At 67.2% G+C, this 18,822-nt stretch carries 9 protein-coding genes; 3 read left to right on the forward strand and 6 right to left on the reverse strand.

All coding sequences use genetic code 11. The features are described 5' to 3' along the window. Window positions 1-52: 52 nt before the first annotated feature. From LQZ85_RS12725 to LQZ85_RS12735, 3 genes are all read left to right on the forward strand, one after another. Window positions 53-5,404 carry a PKD domain-containing protein gene (locus LQZ85_RS12725; protein ID WP_082586495.1) on the forward strand — a complete coding sequence of 1,784 codons (5,352 nt, stop codon included), beginning with the start codon at window positions 53-55 and terminating at the stop codon, window positions 5,402-5,404. 89 nt (window positions 5,405-5,493) lie between these two features. Continuing rightward, window positions 5,494-6,117 (forward strand): CDP-alcohol phosphatidyltransferase family protein, encoded by a 624-nt coding sequence (locus LQZ85_RS12730; protein ID WP_082586533.1) that lies wholly within the window; start codon window positions 5,494-5,496, stop codon window positions 6,115-6,117. Window positions 6,118-6,401: 284 nt separating this feature from the next. Further along, window positions 6,402-8,801 carry a right-handed parallel beta-helix repeat-containing protein gene (locus LQZ85_RS12735; RefSeq protein ID WP_157538076.1) on the forward strand — a complete coding sequence of 800 codons (2,400 nt, stop codon included), beginning with the start codon at window positions 6,402-6,404 and terminating at the stop codon, window positions 8,799-8,801. 58 nt (window positions 8,802-8,859) lie between these two features. Here LQZ85_RS12735 and LQZ85_RS12740 read toward each other — a convergent pair whose 3' ends face one another. The 6 genes from LQZ85_RS12740 to LQZ85_RS12765 all read right to left on the reverse strand — a co-directional run bounded on the left by LQZ85_RS12740 (window position 8,860) and on the right by LQZ85_RS12765 (window position 18,730). After that, a complete protein-coding gene (locus LQZ85_RS12740) occupies window positions 8,860-13,572 on the reverse strand; it encodes a PKD domain-containing protein (RefSeq protein WP_056276700.1) in 4,713 nt (1,570 codons plus the stop codon). A gap of 64 nt (window positions 13,573-13,636) precedes the next feature. After that, the gene (locus LQZ85_RS12745) at window positions 13,637-14,254 is read right to left on the reverse strand and encodes a DUF4352 domain-containing protein (protein WP_056276703.1); all 618 of its coding nucleotides are present in this window, start codon (window positions 14,252-14,254) and stop codon (window positions 13,637-13,639) included. 178 nt (window positions 14,255-14,432) lie between these two features. Next, on the reverse strand, window positions 14,433-15,578 hold the full coding sequence (locus LQZ85_RS12750; protein ID WP_230100965.1) for a glycosyltransferase family 4 protein: 1,146 nt from the start codon (window positions 15,576-15,578) through the stop codon (window positions 14,433-14,435). Window position 15,579: 1 nt separating this feature from the next. Next, a complete protein-coding gene (locus LQZ85_RS12755; protein ID WP_200955152.1) occupies window positions 15,580-16,467 on the reverse strand; it encodes a hypothetical protein in 888 nt (295 codons plus the stop codon). Between the two features lie 2 nt (window positions 16,468-16,469). Beyond that, window positions 16,470-17,585, reverse strand: coding sequence for a Gfo/Idh/MocA family oxidoreductase (locus tag LQZ85_RS12760; RefSeq protein WP_053098702.1), 1,116 nt, complete (start codon window positions 17,583-17,585; stop codon window positions 16,470-16,472). Beyond that, the gene (locus tag LQZ85_RS12765; RefSeq protein ID WP_230100967.1) at window positions 17,582-18,730 is read right to left on the reverse strand and encodes a DUF1972 domain-containing protein; all 1,149 of its coding nucleotides are present in this window, start codon (window positions 18,728-18,730) and stop codon (window positions 17,582-17,584) included. The genes LQZ85_RS12760 and LQZ85_RS12765 overlap by 4 nt, the downstream gene beginning before the upstream one ends. Window positions 18,731-18,822 lie beyond the last annotated feature (92 nt).

Below are 18,822 nucleotides of genomic sequence, written 5' to 3' on the forward strand. Positions count from 1 at the left end.
GTGCCAATGTAGGGGTTGAGCGCGAACGGTCCATCATCTGGGGAGATGAACGATGGGCACTACAGCTCTGTCTTGGGGACGCCGCGCACGGGGAGCATCGATCGCGATCGCGATGACGCTCGCCATAGCCTTCGGATCGCTGGTGGCGATCTCGCCGGCTCAGGCGGACGTCAGTCCACCCGAGGGGGAAGCGCCGACGGTGACCGCCGACTCGCTTCCGACGGTTCAGATCAACGGCATCGTCTGGGATCAGGCAGTCGTGGGCAACGTCGTCTACGCGGCCGGAAAGTTCACCAGCGCACGCCCGGCGGGCGCGGCCGCGGGGACGAACGAGACGCCCCGATCGAACCTGCTGGCCTACGACATCCGCACGGGCGCGCTGATCACGTCGTTCGCCCCCTCGATCAACGGCCAGGTGCGCCAGGTCGAGGCCTCGCCCGACGGAACGCGGCTCTACATCGTCGGCGACTTCACCACGGTGAACACCCAGACGCGCAACCGCGTCGCCGCGTTCGATCTGCCCAGCGGCAACCTGGCCGCGTTCAACCCGAACTCCAACGGCGTCACCTCCGGCGTGGCCGCGACCAACGACACCGTGTACATCACCGGCACGTTCGGCCGAGTCTCGGGCAACGACCGCTCCGGCGCCGCAGCCTTCACCCGCAGCGGCACTCTGCTCCCCTGGGCGCCCGTGCTCGAGTCACGTCAGGGCCGCGTCGTCACCGTCTCTCCCGCGGGTGACAAGGTCGTGCTCGGCGGAAACTTCCTGACCCTCAACGGCAGCTCCAATCCCGGTTACGGACTGGCCATGGTGTCGGCATCCGACGCCTCGCTGCTGCCCTTCTCCGCGAACAACGTGATCCGCAACGCCGGTCTCGACGCGGCGATTCTCTCGCTCAAGTCCGACGGCGACGACATCTACGGCACCGGCTACGTCTTCGGCAACGGCGGCAACCTCGAGGGCTCGTTCCGTGCGTCGTGGTCGAGTGGCAACCTGGTCTGGGTCAACGACTGCCACGGCGACCAGTACGACGTCGAGCCCATGGGCGACAGCGTGTACGCGGCTGGCCACTCGCACTACTGCGGCAGCCTCGTCGACGGATTCCCGCAGAGCGACCCCTGGTCGTTCTACCGCGGCCTGGCCGTCACAAAGGACGTCGAGCGCACCACGCCCTATGGCCTGAACCTCGGCTACTACGACTTCGGCGGAAACCCCGCACCCAAGCTGCAGCACTGGTTCCCCGCCTTCAACGCGGGCAACGTCAGTGGCGCATCGCAGGGTCCGTGGTCGGTCTCCTCCAACAGCGAGTACCTCGTGTACGGCGGCGAGTTCACCCGGGTGAACAACACCGGGCAGCAGGGCCTCGCCCGCTTCGCCGTGACCAGCAAGGCTCCGAACGCACAGGGCCCTATCCTCTGGAACACCGCGTGGCCGGCATCCTCGATCGCGCTCACCGGCGGATCGATCCGCGTGAGCTGGCCACTCAACTACGACCGTGACAGCGAGTTCCTGAAGTACGAGGTCCTGCGCGACAACGTGGTCGTCAAGACCTACGAGAAGATCCGGTCGAAGTCCGCCGACTGGGGCCTGCCCCCGATGGCGTTCGTCGACACCACCGTCACGAACGGCACGAGCTACACATACCGGGTGCGCGCCACGGATAACGAAGGTCATTCGATCCTCGGCGGGACGACGACCGTGACGGCGTCCGGCTCGGCGGCTCCGAGTGCGTACCGTACCGCGGTGCTCGAGGACGCGCCCCTGAGCTACTGGCCGCTCGACGACTCGTCCGCGAGCCTCTCGTACGACTGGGCCGGTGCATCGGACCTCGCGGTACGCAGCGGCGTCACCCGCGGAACCTCGGGCGCCATGCTCTCGGATTCCCGTGACGCCTCCGACTTCGACGGCTCGGCCAACGGCTTCGCGTCGACCACCTCGGCCATCGCCGGCCCTGACACCTTCGGTGTCGAGGCCTGGTTCAAGACGACATCCACCGACGGCGGCAAGATCGTCGGCTTCGGCAGCAGCTCGACCGGCACATCCGGCAGCTATGACCGCCACGTCTACATGGAGGCCAGCGGACGCGTCACCTTCGGCGTCTACCCCGGCTCATCTCAGACGATCAGTTCGTCGTCCGCATTCAACGACGGTCAGTGGCACTACATGTCCGCCGGCCTCAGCGACGGCGGCATGGTGCTCTACATCGACGGCGTCCGGGTCGCCCAGCGCACCGATGTCACCTCTGCCCAGCCGTACAACGGGTACTGGCGCGTCGGTGGAGACACCTCCTGGTCTGGAGCCGCGTTCTTCGACGGTCAGATCGACGAGGTCGCCATCTACGGGGCTCCGCTGACGCGCGAGCAGGCAGCCGCCCATTACACCGCATCCGGGCGCGAGCTCGAGGGCTCGACCGCACCGAGCGACGCATACGGCGCAGCCGTCTACGCCGCCGACCCCGCGCTGTACTGGCGTCTCGGCGAGTCGACCGGCAGTGTCGCGGCAGACGCCTCCGGTTACAACCAGAAGGGCAACTACTTCGGCGCTGTCACCAAGGGCGCGAACGGAGCTCTCGAGGGAGTCAGCAACTCGGCGGCCACGTTCGAGGGCGGCCAGGTCATCAGCCAGAACGCCTTCACGAACCCGCGGTCGTACTCGCTCGAGGCGTGGTTCAAGACGGACACCACGACCGGTGGCAAGATCATCGGATTCGGAAACAGCGCTGACGGCAACTCCTCCGGGTACGACCGACACGTCTACATGACACCCGACGGCAAGCTGATCTACGGCGTGTGGGTCGGTTTCGCCGAGACGCTGCAGACCAGCGCGTCGTACAACGACGGTCAGTGGCATCAGGTGGTCGCGACGCAGGGCGCGACCGGCATGCGTCTCTACGTCGACGGCGTGCTGCAGGGGTCGAACGGCCAGACGAACGCGCAGGACTACACCGGATACTGGCACGTGGGTGGCGACGTCACCTGGGGCCCCGGAGACTGGGAGTTCGACGGAGCCATCGACGAGGTCGCGGTCTATCTGACGCCCATCTCCGAGACCGCCGTCTCTCAGCACTACGCGCTGGGAACGACCGGCGCGCCGGCGAACATCGCGCCGAGCGCCAGCTTCACCACCGCGGTCACGAAGCTCGGCCTCGCGGTCGACGCCTCGGCCTCGACTGACGCCGACGGCACGATCCAGGCCTACAGCTGGAACTGGGGCGACGGATCGCCCGCGGGCTCCGGTGCTACGGCGACGCACACCTACGCCGTCGCCGGGTCCTACACGGTGACCCTCACGGTCACCGACGACAAGGGCGCGACCGACACCGAGACGGCGATCGTCGAGGCGGTGGCCAACCAGGCGCCCGTATCGTCGTTCACCTCGGCGGCGGCCGACCTCAAGGTCGACGTCGACGCGAGCGCTTCTCAGGACACCGACGGCACGATCGCCGGATACTCCTGGAACTGGGGTGACTCGACGGCAGCGGGCTCGGGGGCCACGGCGACGCACACATACGCTGCAGCCGGCACTTACACGATCACCCTGACCGTCACCGACGACGAGGGTGCCACCTCGCAGAAGACCGCCTCGATCACCGTGTCGGCGCCGGTCGGTGCAGTGACATACGCCTCGGATTCGTTCAACCGCACGGCCGCCAGCGGCCTCGGGACCGCAAACACGGGTGGGGCCTGGACGCTGTCGAACACGGCATCCAACTACCTGGTCAGCGGTGCATACGCGGCGTTCCAGCAGCCCGCCGGAGGAGCGCAGCGGTACGCCTACCTCACCGGCGTCTCCTCGACAGACACCGCGGTGGACGTCGATGTGGTCCTGCCGCAGCTTCCGACCGGAGGCAGCGCGTACTACACAGTGGCGGCACGCCGCGTCGGCACCGAGGACTACAGGTCCCGTGTGATCGTGTCTCCGACCGGCGGGGTGCAGCTGCAGCTGCAGCAGACCACCACCGTGCTGACCACGATTCCGACCGGGCTGACCGTCGCCGCGGGCGACGCGCTGCATGTGCGCACCGAGGCGACCGGCACGTCTCCGACCACAGTCCGGGCGAAGGTCTGGAAGGTCGGAACGACGGAGCCGACCGCGTGGACGTCGACCACGACGAGCTCCACGGCGGGGTTGCAGTCGGCCGGCCACGCCGGACTCGGGGTGTACCTGGGCGGATCCGTCACCAACGTGCCCTTCCAGACACGGTTCGACAACTTCTGGGCAGGCTCGACCACGGGCGGTCCCACTCCTCCCGCCAATCAGGCGCCCACGGCCGCGTTCACCAGCTCGGTGAGCGGACTCGCAGCGACGGTCGACGGGTCGACCTCGGCGGACGCCGACGGAACCATCGCGTCGTACGCATGGGAGTTCGGAGACGGGTCCACGGGTTCGGGAGCGACGCCGACGGCGCACACGTACGCCGCGGCGGGCACGTATCAGGTGAAGCTGACTGTGACGGACGACAAGGGTGCGACGGGCACGGTGACCAAGCCGGTGACCGTGACGGCTCCGGCCCCGGGGAACCAGAACCCGGTCGCTTCGTTCACGGCCACGCCGACGGATCTCACCGTCGCAGTGGATGCCTCGGCATCGACGGACCCTGACGGCTCGATCGCCTCGTATGCGTGGAACTTCGGTGACAGCACCACCGGCACGGGCGCGACGACTTCGCACCCGTATGCCGCAGCGGGCACATACACGGTGACTCTCACGGTGACCGACAACGCCGGCGCCGTGAACACCGTCACCCAGTCGGTGACCGTGGTCGCTCCCGCGGGCGCTGCCTTCGCCGCCGACGACTTCGGTCGGGCGAACGGTGCTCTGGGAACGGCGCAGACCGGCGGCGTCTGGTCGCAGACCAGCGGAGCGGCGAACGTGTCGATCGACAACGGCGCCGCGAAGTTCACGACGCAGGCGGCGGGGCAGACCCGCACCGCATCGCTGAACGCGGCGACCTCGACCAGCACGGACCTTACCTTCACGGTCACGGCCCCCGCACTGCCGACGGGCGCGCGGGTCTACGTCGCGGCTCTCGCCCGGGTCGTCGGTGCGGACGACTACCGTGCACGCTGGCTGATCGGGGCCGACGGCTCGGTGACGGCGCAGCTCGCTCGCGGCGGCACGGCTCTCGTCTCGCAGAACCTCACCGGGTTCACATTCGCAGCGGGAACGATATATAACGTGCGAGTGCAGGCATTCGGCACAGGTACGACGACGCTGCGGAGTAAGCTCTGGGCGGCGGGAACGACAGAACCGGCTGCCTGGCAGCTGTCCACGACCGATTCCACCGCAGCCCTGCAGACCGCCGGCTACATCGGGATCTCGACATATGCGGGGTCCGGATTCAGCAGCGTTCCGTACACCGTGGCATTCGATGACTTCCGAGCACGAGGAGTGACCCCCTGAGTTTCGCAGACGCCTACCGGAGCCTTTCAGCAGCGCAGAAGGGGAGGGCCCGCGGGGCCCCCGCCTACTCGGTGTTCGTCAATCGTCCGGTGGGTCGAGTGATCGCGGCGGGCGCATACACCGCCGGCCTCACGCCCAACAAGGTCTCGCTGATCAGCGCCGCGTTCACCTTCACGGGGATCGTCCTGCTGGCGACGGTGCCCCCGTCCATCGTTCTCGGCATCGTCGTCTGGCTGCTTCTCGCGATCGGCTATGCGTGGGACAGCGCCGATGGCCAGGTGGCGCGACTGCGTGGGGGCGGATCGCTCGCCGGAGAATGGCTCGATCACGTTCTCGATTCGACCAAGCTCGTCTCCCTCCCGCTCGCCGTCGCGATCGGGTGGTACCGCTTCTTCCCGCTGCCCTCCGATCTCTGGCTTCTGGTTCCGCTCGGGTTCGCCGTGATCTCGACGGTCACGTTCTTCGGGATGATCCTGAATGACCTCCTGCGCGGCAAGCGCGGGGTGCCGCAGGCGGCGCAGGCCGGGGGATTCTCGCTCGTCCGTTCTCTGATGGGTCTACCCACCGACTACGGCGTGCTGTGCTTCGCGTTCGTGCTCTGGGGTTGGGCGCCCGCGTTCATGCTGGTATACAGCCTGCTGGGACTCGCCGCGCTGCTGTACCTGGCCGCGGCCTTGGCCATATGGTTCCGAAAGATGTCGGCGCTCGGCTGAGTCGAAAGGATCTCCGATCGCTGACGTTTACTCAATCGATATCAGCGAACCCAGCGTGACTACCCAGGGAATTCAGGCTATGGTCTAGGATAATCCGCCACCCGAAGGCGGATGTCGTAGCTGCCACCCCGACCCTGCAGTGACGAGAAGCACATCGGAGCCTCCCCCTCATGCGCAAAAAAACCCTCCCCCTCATCGCATCCCTATCCGCACTTCTACTCCCCTTGGTCGTCGTCTCACCCGCCGCGGCGGCGACGACAGACGTGGTCGTGGTTCAGGACTCCATGACCCGTACCGTCGCCAAGGGCCTCGGCACATCGGCCCAGGGCACGACCTACGACGCGGCACCCGTGACCTCAGCCTCGGTCGCCAACGGCGCGGCGAAGCTGACCGCCGCCGCCTCGGGCGCCACGGTCACCGCTCGGCCTGTCGGCCTGTCGGTCAGAGACTCGACCCAGTCCACGGTCTTCACCCTCCCGAAGCTTCCGACTGCAGGCTCCGGCGTGTACCTGAGCCTGCAGTCGCGCCTCGCCGCCGACGGCTTCTATCAGACCCAGGTGCGCGTCGACCCGAAGGGCGTGATCCTTCTCGAGACGCTCCGAGTCAACGCGGGCGTGCAGACCTCGCTCGGCCACACCTCGATTCCGGACCTGCGGGTCAAGGCCGGAGTCCCCTTCGTGCTCGAGACCCGTCTCGCGGGGACGGTCGCCGTCACCATCGACGCGCGTGTGCACGCCGTGGGCGTGAAGCCGTCCACCTGGAAGCTCAGCGTCACCGACCGTGCGACGAAGCGACTCACGGTCGCCGGCCGCACCGGAGTGCGACTCTATGTCTCGCGGAGCACTCCCGCACTCGCGGTCCTGTTCGACGATCTTCGGGTGACGACGAAGCAGGAGGTGAAGCCGACAACGCCCCCGGCGACGCCGACCGCTCCGACGGCCCCGACGACGCCGACCGCTCCGACGACGCCGACCGCTCCGGCGGCCCCCGCAGGTGGAGCCCCGGTCTGGAACGTTGCCGGCACTCGCACCGCGGCCGGTTCTGCGGCGGTGGGGTCGACGAACTACGCCGTTCCATCGGGTGCGCTGTTCGTGAGCCCCAGCGGCACGGCCGCCGGAACAGGGTCGTCCGCAGCGCCTTTCGCCACCGTGCAGACTGCGGTCGACCGTGCAGCATCCGGGGCCACTCTCGTGCTTCGGGCAGGCACGTATCACGAGTCGGTCGTGATCCCCGCGGGCAAGAAGCTCACGGTGCAGTCCTACCCCGGCGAGGCCGTCTGGTTCGACGGGGCGTCGACGCTGAAGAACTGGCAGGGCTCGAGCGGACGCTGGTTCAGCGCCGACTGGAAGTACGACTTCGACTCCACTCCATCGTTCACGAAGGGTGAGGCCGACGGCACCGAGGCCGGGTGGAGATGGCTGAACGACGCGCATCCCATGGCCGCGCATCCCGAGCAGGTCTGGATCGATGGCGTCGCACAGGCGGAGGTCGCCTCGCTCGCGAATCTCAAGGCGGGCACATTCTTCACGGACGTCGCGAACGACCGCCTCTACCTCGGCACCGATCCGACCGGACGCAACGTCAAGACCTCGACGCTGACGAAGGCGCTCTCGCTCCGAGGCGAGGGAGCCGTGGTGCGGGGGATCGGCATCCGCAACTATGCGACGTCCGTGTGGATGATGGGCGCCGTCACGGTCGAGGCGCCGCGCGCGACGCTTGAGAACGTCGTGATCTACGACAACGCCTCGACAGGACTCTTCGTCGGGTCGTCGAACGCCACGGTCCGCGATGTCACGCTCGCACGCAACGGCCTCATGGGCCTCGGCGCGAATTACGCTGATGCGCTCGTCATCGATGATCTGCTCGCTATCGAGAACAACGCCGAGCATTTCAATACATCGCCGGTGTCCGGCGGAGTGAAGATCGCGAAGTCGCGCGGCGTGACGGTGACCGATTCCGCGTTGCTGCGCAACGACGGACCGGGTGTCTGGCTCGACCAGTCCGTGTACGACGTCCGCATCGCCGGATCCGACATCATCGAGAACAAGGGAGCCGGGGCATTCCTCGAGCTCTCGCAGAAGATCGATTTCGTCAACAACCTCGTGCTGCGAAACGTCGGCAACGGGGTCAAGATCAACAACACCGGTGGTGTGAACCTCTGGAACAACACGATCATCGGCGGCGACCGCGCCGTCAACATCGTGCAGGACAGCAGAAGCGCCGCTGACGCGTCGGTGCCGGGACACAACGCTCGGCGCCCGTTCCCGGACCCGACGATGCCGTGGCTCATCCGCGACGTCTCGATGGGCAACAACGTCATCGGTGAGAGCGCGGGCAACTGCACGGTGTGCGTCGAGGACTACACCCACCGGTACACGCCCGCGCAGCTGAACATCCGCTCGGACGGCAATGTGGTCCAGCGCAACGGTGCCGCCGCACCCAGCTGGTTCGTCGTCTGGTCGCGCGGCGCGGAGAACGTGAACCCCTACGTCTTCTCGACGTGGGCGACGTACCGCGGCACGACCGGGCAGGATGCGAACTCGACCGCGATCGAAGGTCGTGCGGCCACCGATCGCTCCGGAAGGCTGCTGGCCGGGGTGACCGCGTCGGCTCGGACGATCCCGGCAGTGGTGGCGACGATCCTCGGTTCTGCGACGCCGACCATCGGGGCCCGCTTCCCCTGATCGGCGGTACTCATGTAAGAGGCCGGGGTGCGTGAGCACCCCGGCCTCTTTGCCTCCCCTACTGAGCCGGGCCGGACCAGAAGTCGTCGTAGGTGTACACGACCGGCACTGCCGTCGCGCTCCCCGACAGGTAGCTGTTCACTCCGACGTAGCCGCCGGTCTGCAGAGACGCCGTCGCATCCGTGGCAGTGAGTGCCCACGCGGTGGGTTCGGTGGCCGACGTGCGCCACACCTTCGCCTTCAACGTGGTCGGGTTCGTTCCGGTGACCTGCAGTCTGACGCTCAGCTGATCTGCGGTGGTGACCGAGAGACCGGGGATCGTCGTAGACGACAGGACCGTCTCGACCCCGCCGATCGTCTTCGTCAGCCACAGCGACACGACGCCCGTGGAGGCTACACGGAACTTCGCGCGGTAGTCGTTGCCACTGTCGATCTGACGGCCCAGAGCCGAGAAGTAGAAGCCGCCGCCGGTCGACGGCTGGTTGAACGCCACGGTGAACCGCTCCTCGGTGTTCGTCGACGGCGTGGAGCCGGCGAGCGATGCCGAGTAGTTGTTGCCGGCGGACAGCGTGACCGTGCCGCCCGTGCCGTTGACTGCGAACTTGCTGAGGGCCGTCGCGCTGCTCGGGAACATGGTCCATGGGCCGCCCGTCGTCGTCGCGGTGCCCCAGCCGTTGGTCGCCGTGCGCGTGAAGGCGTCCTGCGCCCATACCTGCGGAGCCGCCACCGTGACCGCGTTCGTTGTGGTGGCAGTGGCGCCTCGATCATCCGTCACCGTCAAAGTCACGGTGTACGTGCCCCCGGCAGCGTAGGCGTGCGTGGCTGTCGAACCCGAGCCCGAGGTGCCGTCTCCGAAGTCCCAGGCGTAGGAGGCGACGGTACCGTCGGCATCCGCGGAGCCGGAGGCGTTCACGGAGGCGGTGAGGTTCGCGACCGACGTGGTGAAGGCCGCGGTCGGTGCCTGGTTCTGCGCGACGGTGACGTCGTGCGTGACCGTCGAGGTACCCCCTCTGTTGTCGGTCGTCGTGAGCGTCACCGTGTAGGTGCCGGCATTCGCGTACGTGTGCTCCGCGGTGGCTCCGGTCGCGGTCGCACCGTCTCCGAACTGCCAGGCGTACGACTCGATGGTGCCGTCCGGGTCCGCCGACGTGGACGCGTCGGTCGAGATCCGGAGCATGTCGGTCGCCGTCGTGAAGGCGGCCGTCGGATCCTGGTTCGGCGCCAGCGTCGTCGTCACCGTGCGAGTCGCGGTCGCCGTGGCGCCGCTGTCGTCGGTGACGGTGAGCGTTGCGGTGAATGTGCCCGCCGTCGTGTAGCTGTGCGACGCGGTCGCCCCGGTGCCTGTCCCGCCGTCGCCGAAGTCCCAGGCGTACGAGGCGATCGTGCCATCAGGATCCGTCGATGCCGACCCGTCGAAGGCGACGTCGAGGTGATCCGCGTTCGTGGTGACGACTGCCGTCGGGACCTGGTTCGGAGCGACCGTCACGGCGCGCGTGAGGGTGTTGACCAACGATGTGCTGTCCGTCACCTTGAGCGTGATCGTGTACGTTCCGCCAGCGGCGAAGGTGTGCGACGCCGTCGGCCCGTCCGCCAGGGTGCCGTCACCGAAGTTCCAGGCGTAGACGAGCGGGCCCCCGTCAGCGTCGGTGGAGGTGCTGGCATCGACCGCGATGTTCAGCTTGTTCGCCGCAGATGTGAACGCTGCCACCGGGGCACGTCCTGGCACTGTCCGGCCGCTTGCGGCGAAGTGATCGCGCACCCGCTGCTCAGAGAGAGCGGTGGGGTACACGGCGACCTCGTCGAGTGTGCCGGCGATGTAGTTGCTGAGTGTGCTTCCCCAGGTGCGGTCCGCGCCGATGCGCCAGTAGCCGCGGTAGTTCTCAGCCCCTGCCATCGAGTTGCTGCCCACCAGCTGCGTGTCCAACCACAGTTTCATGCCGCCGGTGCCCTGAGTGGCCACCACATGGTGCCACTGCCCGTCGTTGTAAGCCGTGGGGGTCACGAGCGTCGTCTGCGGCTGCCCGCTTCCGAACTGGATCTTGCCGTCACTCTGCATCACCACGTGACGGTCGTACGACGAGCTCAGTCCGCTGGTCGTGTTCCCGAACCCGATCAGGGTCCCACCCCTGGTCGACGTCGTCTTGAACCACAGCTCGGCGCTGTAGGTGCTCGGCGCCGTCCAAGCCTCCTGAGCGACGACGAGCGCGCTCGTCCCGTTGAACGTGGTCGCCGTGCCGGCCCCGATCGCGGATGCCTGCCCCCGGGTCACGGTGCCGGAGAGGTTTCCGGTCGTGCCGCCGGTCGCCGAATCGACGATGCTTCCCGCAACGGTCTCGTTGAGACGCCAGAACAGGTCAGGCTTGTCCGTGGATACGGCGGCGCCGTAGACATCCGTCGGAGTCGAGGTCCAGGCTGCGGAACGCCCGCTCGCGAGGTAGTGCGACTGGATGTCCGACGGGCTCAGGGCCGCCGGATACACGGCGACGTCGTCGATCGTTCCCGCGAGTCCCGCGTTGGTCGGCTTGTTGGTGAAGCCGTTGGTCTGGTCGGCGCCGATGCGCCAATACCCGTCGTAGATCCTCGGCGAGGTTCTGGCCTGGTCGCGGTCGACGCGCTTGCCGTCGACGAAGAGCTGCATCCCCTCACTGCCGACGGTACCCACGATGTGGTGCCAGTTGCCGTCGTTCACGGCGGTCCGGCTGTAGATCGTGCGGTAGGAGCCGTCGTTGATCGCGAAGTTCGCTCGCCCCGAGGCGTCGAGGTAGAGCACGCGATCGGTGGTGCCCGAGGTCGAGGTGCCGGTGGCCGAGTCGCCGAAGCCGACGATTCGTCCGCCCCTGGTGTTCGTGGTCTTCACCCAGGCTTCGACGGTGACTGCGGCGGGCGCGGCGTTGACGTCCTGCGTCGTCATCTTCGGTGAGCTGCCGCCCGCGGAGGTGATGGCCGCGTTCGTGTCGTTCGTCATCGCGCCGCTCGAGCCGAGCGTGAGGCCTGTCGCAGTGCCCGCTGCGTTTCCGATGTCGTCCTTGAGGCGGGTTCCCGTGGTCTCATCGAGGCGCCAGTAATGCTCGGCTCCGCTCGCTCGCACTGCCGCGCGGTATGCAGCGGTCGGCGTGCTCGACACGGTGACGTAGGGCGACCACGCGCTCCACTGGACGTTGCCGTCTGCGTCCTTGGCCCTGACCTGGTAGCGCACCTGCGCTCCGGGCGCCTGCCCGGTGTCGGTGATGCTGAGGTCCGGGAGGTTCCAGAAGCGGCCGTCGCTGCGCGTGAAGGTCGCGATCTTCACCGACGGGCTGCGGAAGACGTCGTACGTGATCGTGGCGTTGTCACGATCCCAGACACTGGTGAACGGCACGCGCACGACGCCGGACTCGTTCGAGTACGGAGCCGGTGTGAGGCCCGCGTTGTACACCGGGCCGACCGCGTGCGGCGAGACGCTCGTCTTGCCGAAGCGGACGAGCCCCTGCTGAGCGACGTTGTTCACCTTCGGGAACTCGCCGCCGAGCACCACGTAGTTCGCGTTGCCGGTCACTGACCAGGCCGCCTGGCGAGAGCTGGTGTAGGTGCCGAACTCGAGGTCGGGGTACCAGTTCAGCTGCTCGGTGTACGGGAGTCCGGTGAAGTCCCAGCCGTAGGCGTCCTTCTTGGTGATGACGCCCGTGGGTGTCGTGCTCTCGGCGATGGCCTTGGTCCAGCGTGAACGCGGGTTCGTGTCGCCGAACGCTCCGACCACACTGCAGTCGTGTTTGTGCGAGACGGAGTACAGCACCCCGTCCCTGGGGAACGAGCCGTAGGTGTCGCCGAGGCAGTCGTTGACCCAGTTGATCGAGCCCGTGTACGGGTCCGCAGCGAATGTTCCCTCGAACGACGCTCCAGCGCCGAAGGCATAGCCCGTCCCGTAGACCTGGGTGCCGTCAGTGCTGAGGCTCGAGATCGCGCCATTGAGGCCGGCCGTCTTGATCTTGTCGGTCGCGGCCCACGGAAGGGCGGTGCCCGACGCGGCGTCGATCGATGCCATGCCGTAGGCGGACGCGCCGTTGAGCGTCGTGAAGGAGCCTCCGATGATGACGCGGGACGCGTCGGGACTCATCAGCATGTCCCAGACGAATCCGTCGCCGGCGGCAGACGGAGCCCACGGGAGGATCGCCTTGGTCGTGCTGCTCCAGGCGGCCAGCTCGCTGCGCGGTTGCCCCCCGCTGGAGCGGAAGTTGCCGCCGACGTAGACCGTGTCACCGGCGAACGCGAAACCGCGTACCTGTCCGTCAGCGCGCGGTGCCCAATCGAGCATCGCACCCGTTGCGACGTCGAACGAGGCCACATGCGCGCGAGCCTGTCCGTCGACAGCGGTGAAGTCGCCGCCGAAGTAGACCGTCTTGCCGTCGGGGGTGACCCGCACGACGAGGCCCTGGCCGTCGAAGGCATGGTTGAAGTTGGGCACCGGGTTGCCGGTGGTGATGTCGAAGGCGAACACGTTGTTCGCGTCGATCTCGCCGGGGCCGCCGACGGCGACCCCCGGCGGACGCGCCTTGGTGAAGCTGCCCGTGACGTACACGGTGTTCCCGGCGACCGCCTGGCTCCATACGACGCCGTTGATCTGCCACGTCGGCAGGACGTCGGCGGTGACGGTGTCGGGCTGGCCGGGGGTGTCAGCGGATGCCGACTCGGTCGGCATCGCGATGAAAGCGATCATGGCGAGCGCCGTGGCCGCGGTGGCGATCGCGGCGATCACGCGACGGAGACGATCTGCTCCGCGGGCGGTGCGTGTCATGGAAGTTCCTCGTTCTGAGATGCGGTCGAGTCGAGTGGTGGCGCGCGGGCTCAGTGATGACATGTCAGTCGAGCCCTCCGCGGAAGATTGCGGATGTATGGTCGCCGTCGAAGTCGACGACCAGCGTGACCTCGTCGCGCGCATCGGCGGGAACGGCGAAGGCGTACGCGGCGGTGGCGCTCTCTCCGGCTGCCAGGACACCGGCGAGGTCGACGGTCTCAGCCTCTGCGGCGTATACGCGCACGGCGGTCGCGCCGTTAGCGTCGAGCAATGTCAGCACGGAGGTGCCGAGGTCGATCGCCTGCGAGGAGCCGTTGTCGATCGTGATCGTCAGGCGGGCGTACTCGCGGTCCGGGAAGCTCCCGGGGCCCTGCGCCGTCTCGGCTGCGAACGTGACATCGTCGATCGCGACGCTCACGCCGTCGTCATAGGACACCGCATCCGAGGTGCGGGCGGGATCCGCCTTCACGCTCGGGTCGCCCGACTGGCCCGCCCTCTCGATCTTCGCGACCGGTTCGTCCGGAGACGGCCCGTCGGACTCGCTCGGTGCTACGGCGCCCGCGGTCGGATCCGAAGCGGACGTCGCCGACGGATTCGCCGACGGCCCTCCGCCGCTCGGTGCCTCGCTGCTGCCGGTGCAAGCGACCAGGCTCACGCAGAGCGCGAGGGTCGCGATGGACATGCTTGTACGCGCAATCATCATGATTGTCGATCCCCAGATTCCCCAATCAGGGTTGCCGACATCGATCCGTTCAGAACGGATCGGTCAGCTTGTGTCATCCCCAAATGACACTATCCCCAGTGGCGAGATCATATCATGTCCACCGGATGGGGGACAAGAGACCTGTGGATAGCGTTCGCTAGACCTTCAGCGCAAGCGCGGCCAGGATGCCGTCCGAATAGCGCGCAGTCGAGAACGCCTCAGCAACGGCGACGGAATCCGCCAGTGCGAGCCGAGCCTGCGCGGGCCAGTCGTCGATCTTCGCGGCGATGGTCGCAGCCAGTTCGGCGGCGTCGCCGGGGGTGACGAGCGTGGCGCTCTGCGAGGCGCTGACAGCCTCGGGCAGACCCCCGACCCTGCTCACGACTGCGGGGCGCGCGGACAGCGCGGCCTCGACAGCGGTGTTCCCGAACGTCTCGTCGACCAAAGAGGTGACGAGCGAGAGATCTGTGCGGGCCAGGTCGTCCCACACGGAGGCCTTGAAGCCGAGGAAGGATACGCGCTCGCCGAGTCCGCGCTGCTCGATGCGAGCGTGCAGCTCCTCGAGGTAGGACTCGTTGCCCGGGAAGACGGCTCCGACGATGTCGAGGCGGGCGTCCCGGCGACCGCGGACGAGGATGTCGAGCGCATCGACCGCGACATGCACACCCTTGCGGTGAGAGAGACGACCGACGTACAGAAGGCGGGTCGGCGCGACGAGGGACGAACGCGGTGGCACGACCTCTGGCGGCCCCGGAACGGCATTGTGCACCACCACAGTGCGCGAGCGCACCCGAGGCGCGGCCTCGGCGAGGACACGCCTTGTGAAATCGCTGTTCGCGATCACCCGATGGCTGAACACGAGTGGAAGATAGAGCGCGCGTCGCAGGATGCCCGACACGGAGCCTTCACCCTCATGGACATGGCACACGGTCAGCCGGCGGCTCCACCGGGCCAGGGCGATCCACAGCGGGGGAGTGATCGTGTTCACGATCACGGCGCCGGGGTCGACGCGCCGGATCAGTCGGAGGCCCGGTCCGATCGACCTCAGAGCGGTGACGAACAGGCTGATCAGCCCGCGCGGACTCAACAGGCCCTTGCGCACGATGGGAGTCGAGCATTCGACCACCTCGGCACCCGCCTGCGTGAGCAGCGGCACGAGAGGTCCCGAAGCCGGCACGGTGACGACGACTCGTCGCCCCGCACCTACGAGAGCCCGCACGGTCTCGAGCACCATCCGATCGGAGCCGTAGAGGTCGGCACCGGGGTTCGCGATCAGGACGACGTTGGGATCACCGGTGGGCATGTCAGCGCTGCGGCCAGTATTCGTCGACCAGACTCACTGTCGACGCGATGTTCGCCCTGCTCGATGCGCCGAAGACGATCGACTCGAGATTCGGTAGCGAGGTCACCCATTCGATGGCCTCCCGCGGCGGGATGGCACCGCTGGCATACACCGACATCGCGACCGCGCGGAACGGGCGCTTGTCCATCGCCTCGCGGTACGCGTCGACGCCCCCGGACATACGGAAGCCGAGCTTGTTGATGTTCGAGCACACGATCGGGTTCTCGACGCCGGCCTTGTCGAGGTCGTCGAGCAGGCGAGGCAGGTTCATCGTGATGAACCCGGGTTCCGCGTTGTAGCGCTTGCGCACGTGATCGGCGAAGATGCGGAACGCGTCGGTGAAGCCCAGTCCCGAGAGCAGATCGACGACCACGTTCTGAAGCCAGATGACGGGGGTGTCGAGGCCCTCGAACATCTTCATCTCGGCGTCGATGAGCAGCGTCGTCACGCCCTCGATGTCTTTGCGGGCGAGCGAGGAGGTGCCGCGAGCGATGCTGTCGAGGAGTCCCTCCTCCGGGAGGAACTTGCGGATTGCGCCGAGGAAGCCGTCTTCCGTCACCGCATTGGCGTACTTGTGCGCATACGGCATACACGGGAAGAAGGTCATGTCCGAGTAACGATCGGGGTGCGCGCGGACGTGGTCCGTCACCTCGGCGATCCGGTCGTGAGTGGTGCACATGAAGGTGTGGACACCCTCGTCGTACGCGGCGTCGAGGACGCTCATGATGGCGTCTGTGTCCTGGAAGCGCATCTGCTGCGCCCGTGCCTTCTCTTCTGACATGTGATTGACGCCGAAGAACTGGTTGTCACCGAACAGCAGCCGGTCCATCGTTCGAGTGGTTGTCGTCATGGTCATTTCCCTCCGCGCAGCGCGGTCAATGCCGCCGCGATGCGCCCCTTCGGTGCGGTGTTCACTGCGAGATCGGATGCTGCGTCAGACGTGAGGCGCGAGTCCTCGCGCACCGCGTCCTCGCTGATCATGGAGATCACCCTGTCGGTGACCGCGGCCGACGCGAAGTCGTTCGTGCCGGCGGACGCACCGGCCTGCGCACGCTGCACGAACGAGTCGAGCTGGGCGCTGTATTCCTCGCCGCGCAGATAGAACCACGGTGCCTCGGTGAGCTCGGTGGTGTATCGGACGTTCCAACCGACACGGTATCCCTCGGGGATCGTCGCCGTGTCTCGCAGGTAGACGTGGATCTCCTGGCGGTCTGCGTAGATGCGACCGTTGGTGCCCCACAGCGTGATCTTGGTGGTCATCTTGCGCTGCGACTCGTCAGACCAGTTGGAGATGATCTGCGCCGTGCCGTCGGGGTAGTGCAGAGTGCTCGCGACAGCGTCGTCGATCTGGGCGGAGAAGATGCTCGTCAGCTGACTGCCGCTCACCGACTCCGGTGTGCCCAGGTACCAGGTGAGGAGGTTGAGCGGATGCGCCGCGTAGTCGTAGAGGCACCCTCCACCGGTCGCTCGCTCGCTTCGCCAGGTGCGCCCGGCGGGCTTGAGCACGACGGGGCCGTACGCCTCGGCGAGCGCGGTGTTCACGGTGCCGATCGCGTCGAGGTCGAGGAGTCGCTTGACTTCGCGGAAGGCGCCGACGAACCGATTGTGGTAACCGACCTGTGTGACCAGACCCTTCTGCTCGGCGAGTGCGGTGAGCTCGATGCTGTCAGCGGGGTCGATGACCAGAGGCTTCTCGCAGAACACGTGGATGCCGCGTTCGAGCGCCCGCCGGATCATGCCGGCGTGCAGGTGCGTCGGCGTCGCGATGATGATTGCCTGCGGACGAGCCTCGTCGAGCATCTTGTCGAGGTCCTTGTATGTCGTGACCCCCGTGTACTTCGCGAGGATGTCGAGAAGGTACCCCGTCGCATCGCACACTCCGACGAGATTCACGTCTGGGTGGGCCTTGATCATCGACAGGTGGGACAGTCCCATCTTCCCCAGTCCGACTACCGCGACATCGATCATGCGTTTACCCCTGTCTGCTGATGCGTGTGGCCTCGTCGCGCGAGTGCCGTCCGTAGCGCCTTCTCGTACTCGGCGCCGATCTTGGTCCAGGTGAATTCCGCGTGGAACCTGTCGCGGCTGGCGGCGCCCATGCGCTGCCGTCTGCTGTCATCGGAGAGCACGTCGTCGAGCAGGCCGGCGAGATCGTCGGCTCCGGTGAAGTAGGCGTTGTCGGGTCCTGCGACCCAGGTGTTGTAAGAGTTGTCGTGAGCGATCACGGGGTTGCCCGCGGCCATGGCCTCGACGAGCGAGGGGTTGGTCCCACCGACAGTGTGACCGTGCAGATAGAGAGCGGAGTGGAAGCGGAGCGACCGCATCCGCTCCGGCTCGAAGATGGCACCGGGGAAGAGCACCTCATCGGATGCCGCCGCCCGCACAGCCGCGTGGTAAGGGTCGTCCTCGCCGTAGGGGCCGACGACCACCAACGGCATTCCCCGTGAGGTGGCCGACCACGCCTGCACGATCTCGAGAACGGAGTTCTCGGGGATCGGTCGGCAGACGACGGTCGCATACCTGCCGGGCACGAGGCCGAGTTCCTCGACGGGTGCGGTCGGAGCATCGACGACCTCGTGGGCGCCATAGGTGATGGTCTGAACGCGCCGCGTGCCGAAGTGGCGCCGCAGATACGTCGCGATCACGGGGTGGTCGGCGATCAGCACATCGCCGACCCAGCCGGCGAGACGCTCGTTCGCCAGCAGGATTCCCTGCTTGACGATGCCCCAGCGCTTGCGTGTCCACTCCATGCCGTCCATGTTGATGACGTTGGGGATCCGCCGAAGCCGCGGGATGACGTCGAAGACACCGGTGTTGTAGCCGAAGGTCAGCCAGACGTCGCCGTCGATGTGCTCGCGCATCGCGTGACGGATCGTGGTCAGGTCGAATGCCGACGTGCCCTTCCAGCCTTCACGTGGCTCGTGCACGAGCACGCGCTGGAGACCGTTCCAGTCGTCGACCGTGGTCGGACCCTCGCCCGGGAGCTGGCAGTAGACGATGACGTTCCACCCCTGATCGCGAAGATACAGACCGACGTTCTCGGCCGCCGTCTCGAAGCCGCCATAGGCGGCAGGAACGCCGTGGGTGCCAAGTATCCGAACGGTTGATGGCACGGTGATTTCCCCCTCATGTCGGGTGCTCCCGCACCCATTTCACTGCATCACGGCCCTGCATCCGCCTCCCCGGCAGACCGAACCACAGTGTT

The organism is Microbacterium sp. Bi98 (assembly GCF_918698045.1).
GTDB lineage: Bacteria > Actinomycetota > Actinomycetes > Actinomycetales > Microbacteriaceae > Microbacterium.

Excerpts from the sequence above, each read along its gene's own strand:
- LQZ85_RS12725 (WP_082586495.1), top strand. The coding sequence starts at position 53 with ATGGGCACTACAGCTCTGTCTTGGGGACGCCGCGCACGGGGAGCATCG.
- LQZ85_RS12735 (WP_157538076.1), top strand. The coding sequence starts at position 6,402 with ATGACCCGTACCGTCGCCAAGGGCCTCGGCACATCGGCCCAGGGCACG.
- LQZ85_RS12740 (WP_056276700.1), bottom strand. The coding sequence starts at position 13,572 with ATGACACGCACCGCCCGCGGAGCAGATCGTCTCCGTCGCGTGATCGCC.
- LQZ85_RS12745 (WP_056276703.1), bottom strand. The coding sequence starts at position 14,254 with ATGTCCATCGCGACCCTCGCGCTCTGCGTGAGCCTGGTCGCTTGCACC.
- LQZ85_RS12750 (WP_230100965.1), bottom strand. The coding sequence starts at position 15,578 with ATGCCCACCGGTGATCCCAACGTCGTCCTGATCGCGAACCCCGGTGCC.
- LQZ85_RS12755 (WP_200955152.1), bottom strand. The coding sequence starts at position 16,467 with ATGACGACAACCACTCGAACGATGGACCGGCTGCTGTTCGGTGACAAC.
- LQZ85_RS12760 (WP_053098702.1), bottom strand. The coding sequence starts at position 17,585 with ATGATCGATGTCGCGGTAGTCGGACTGGGGAAGATGGGACTGTCCCAC.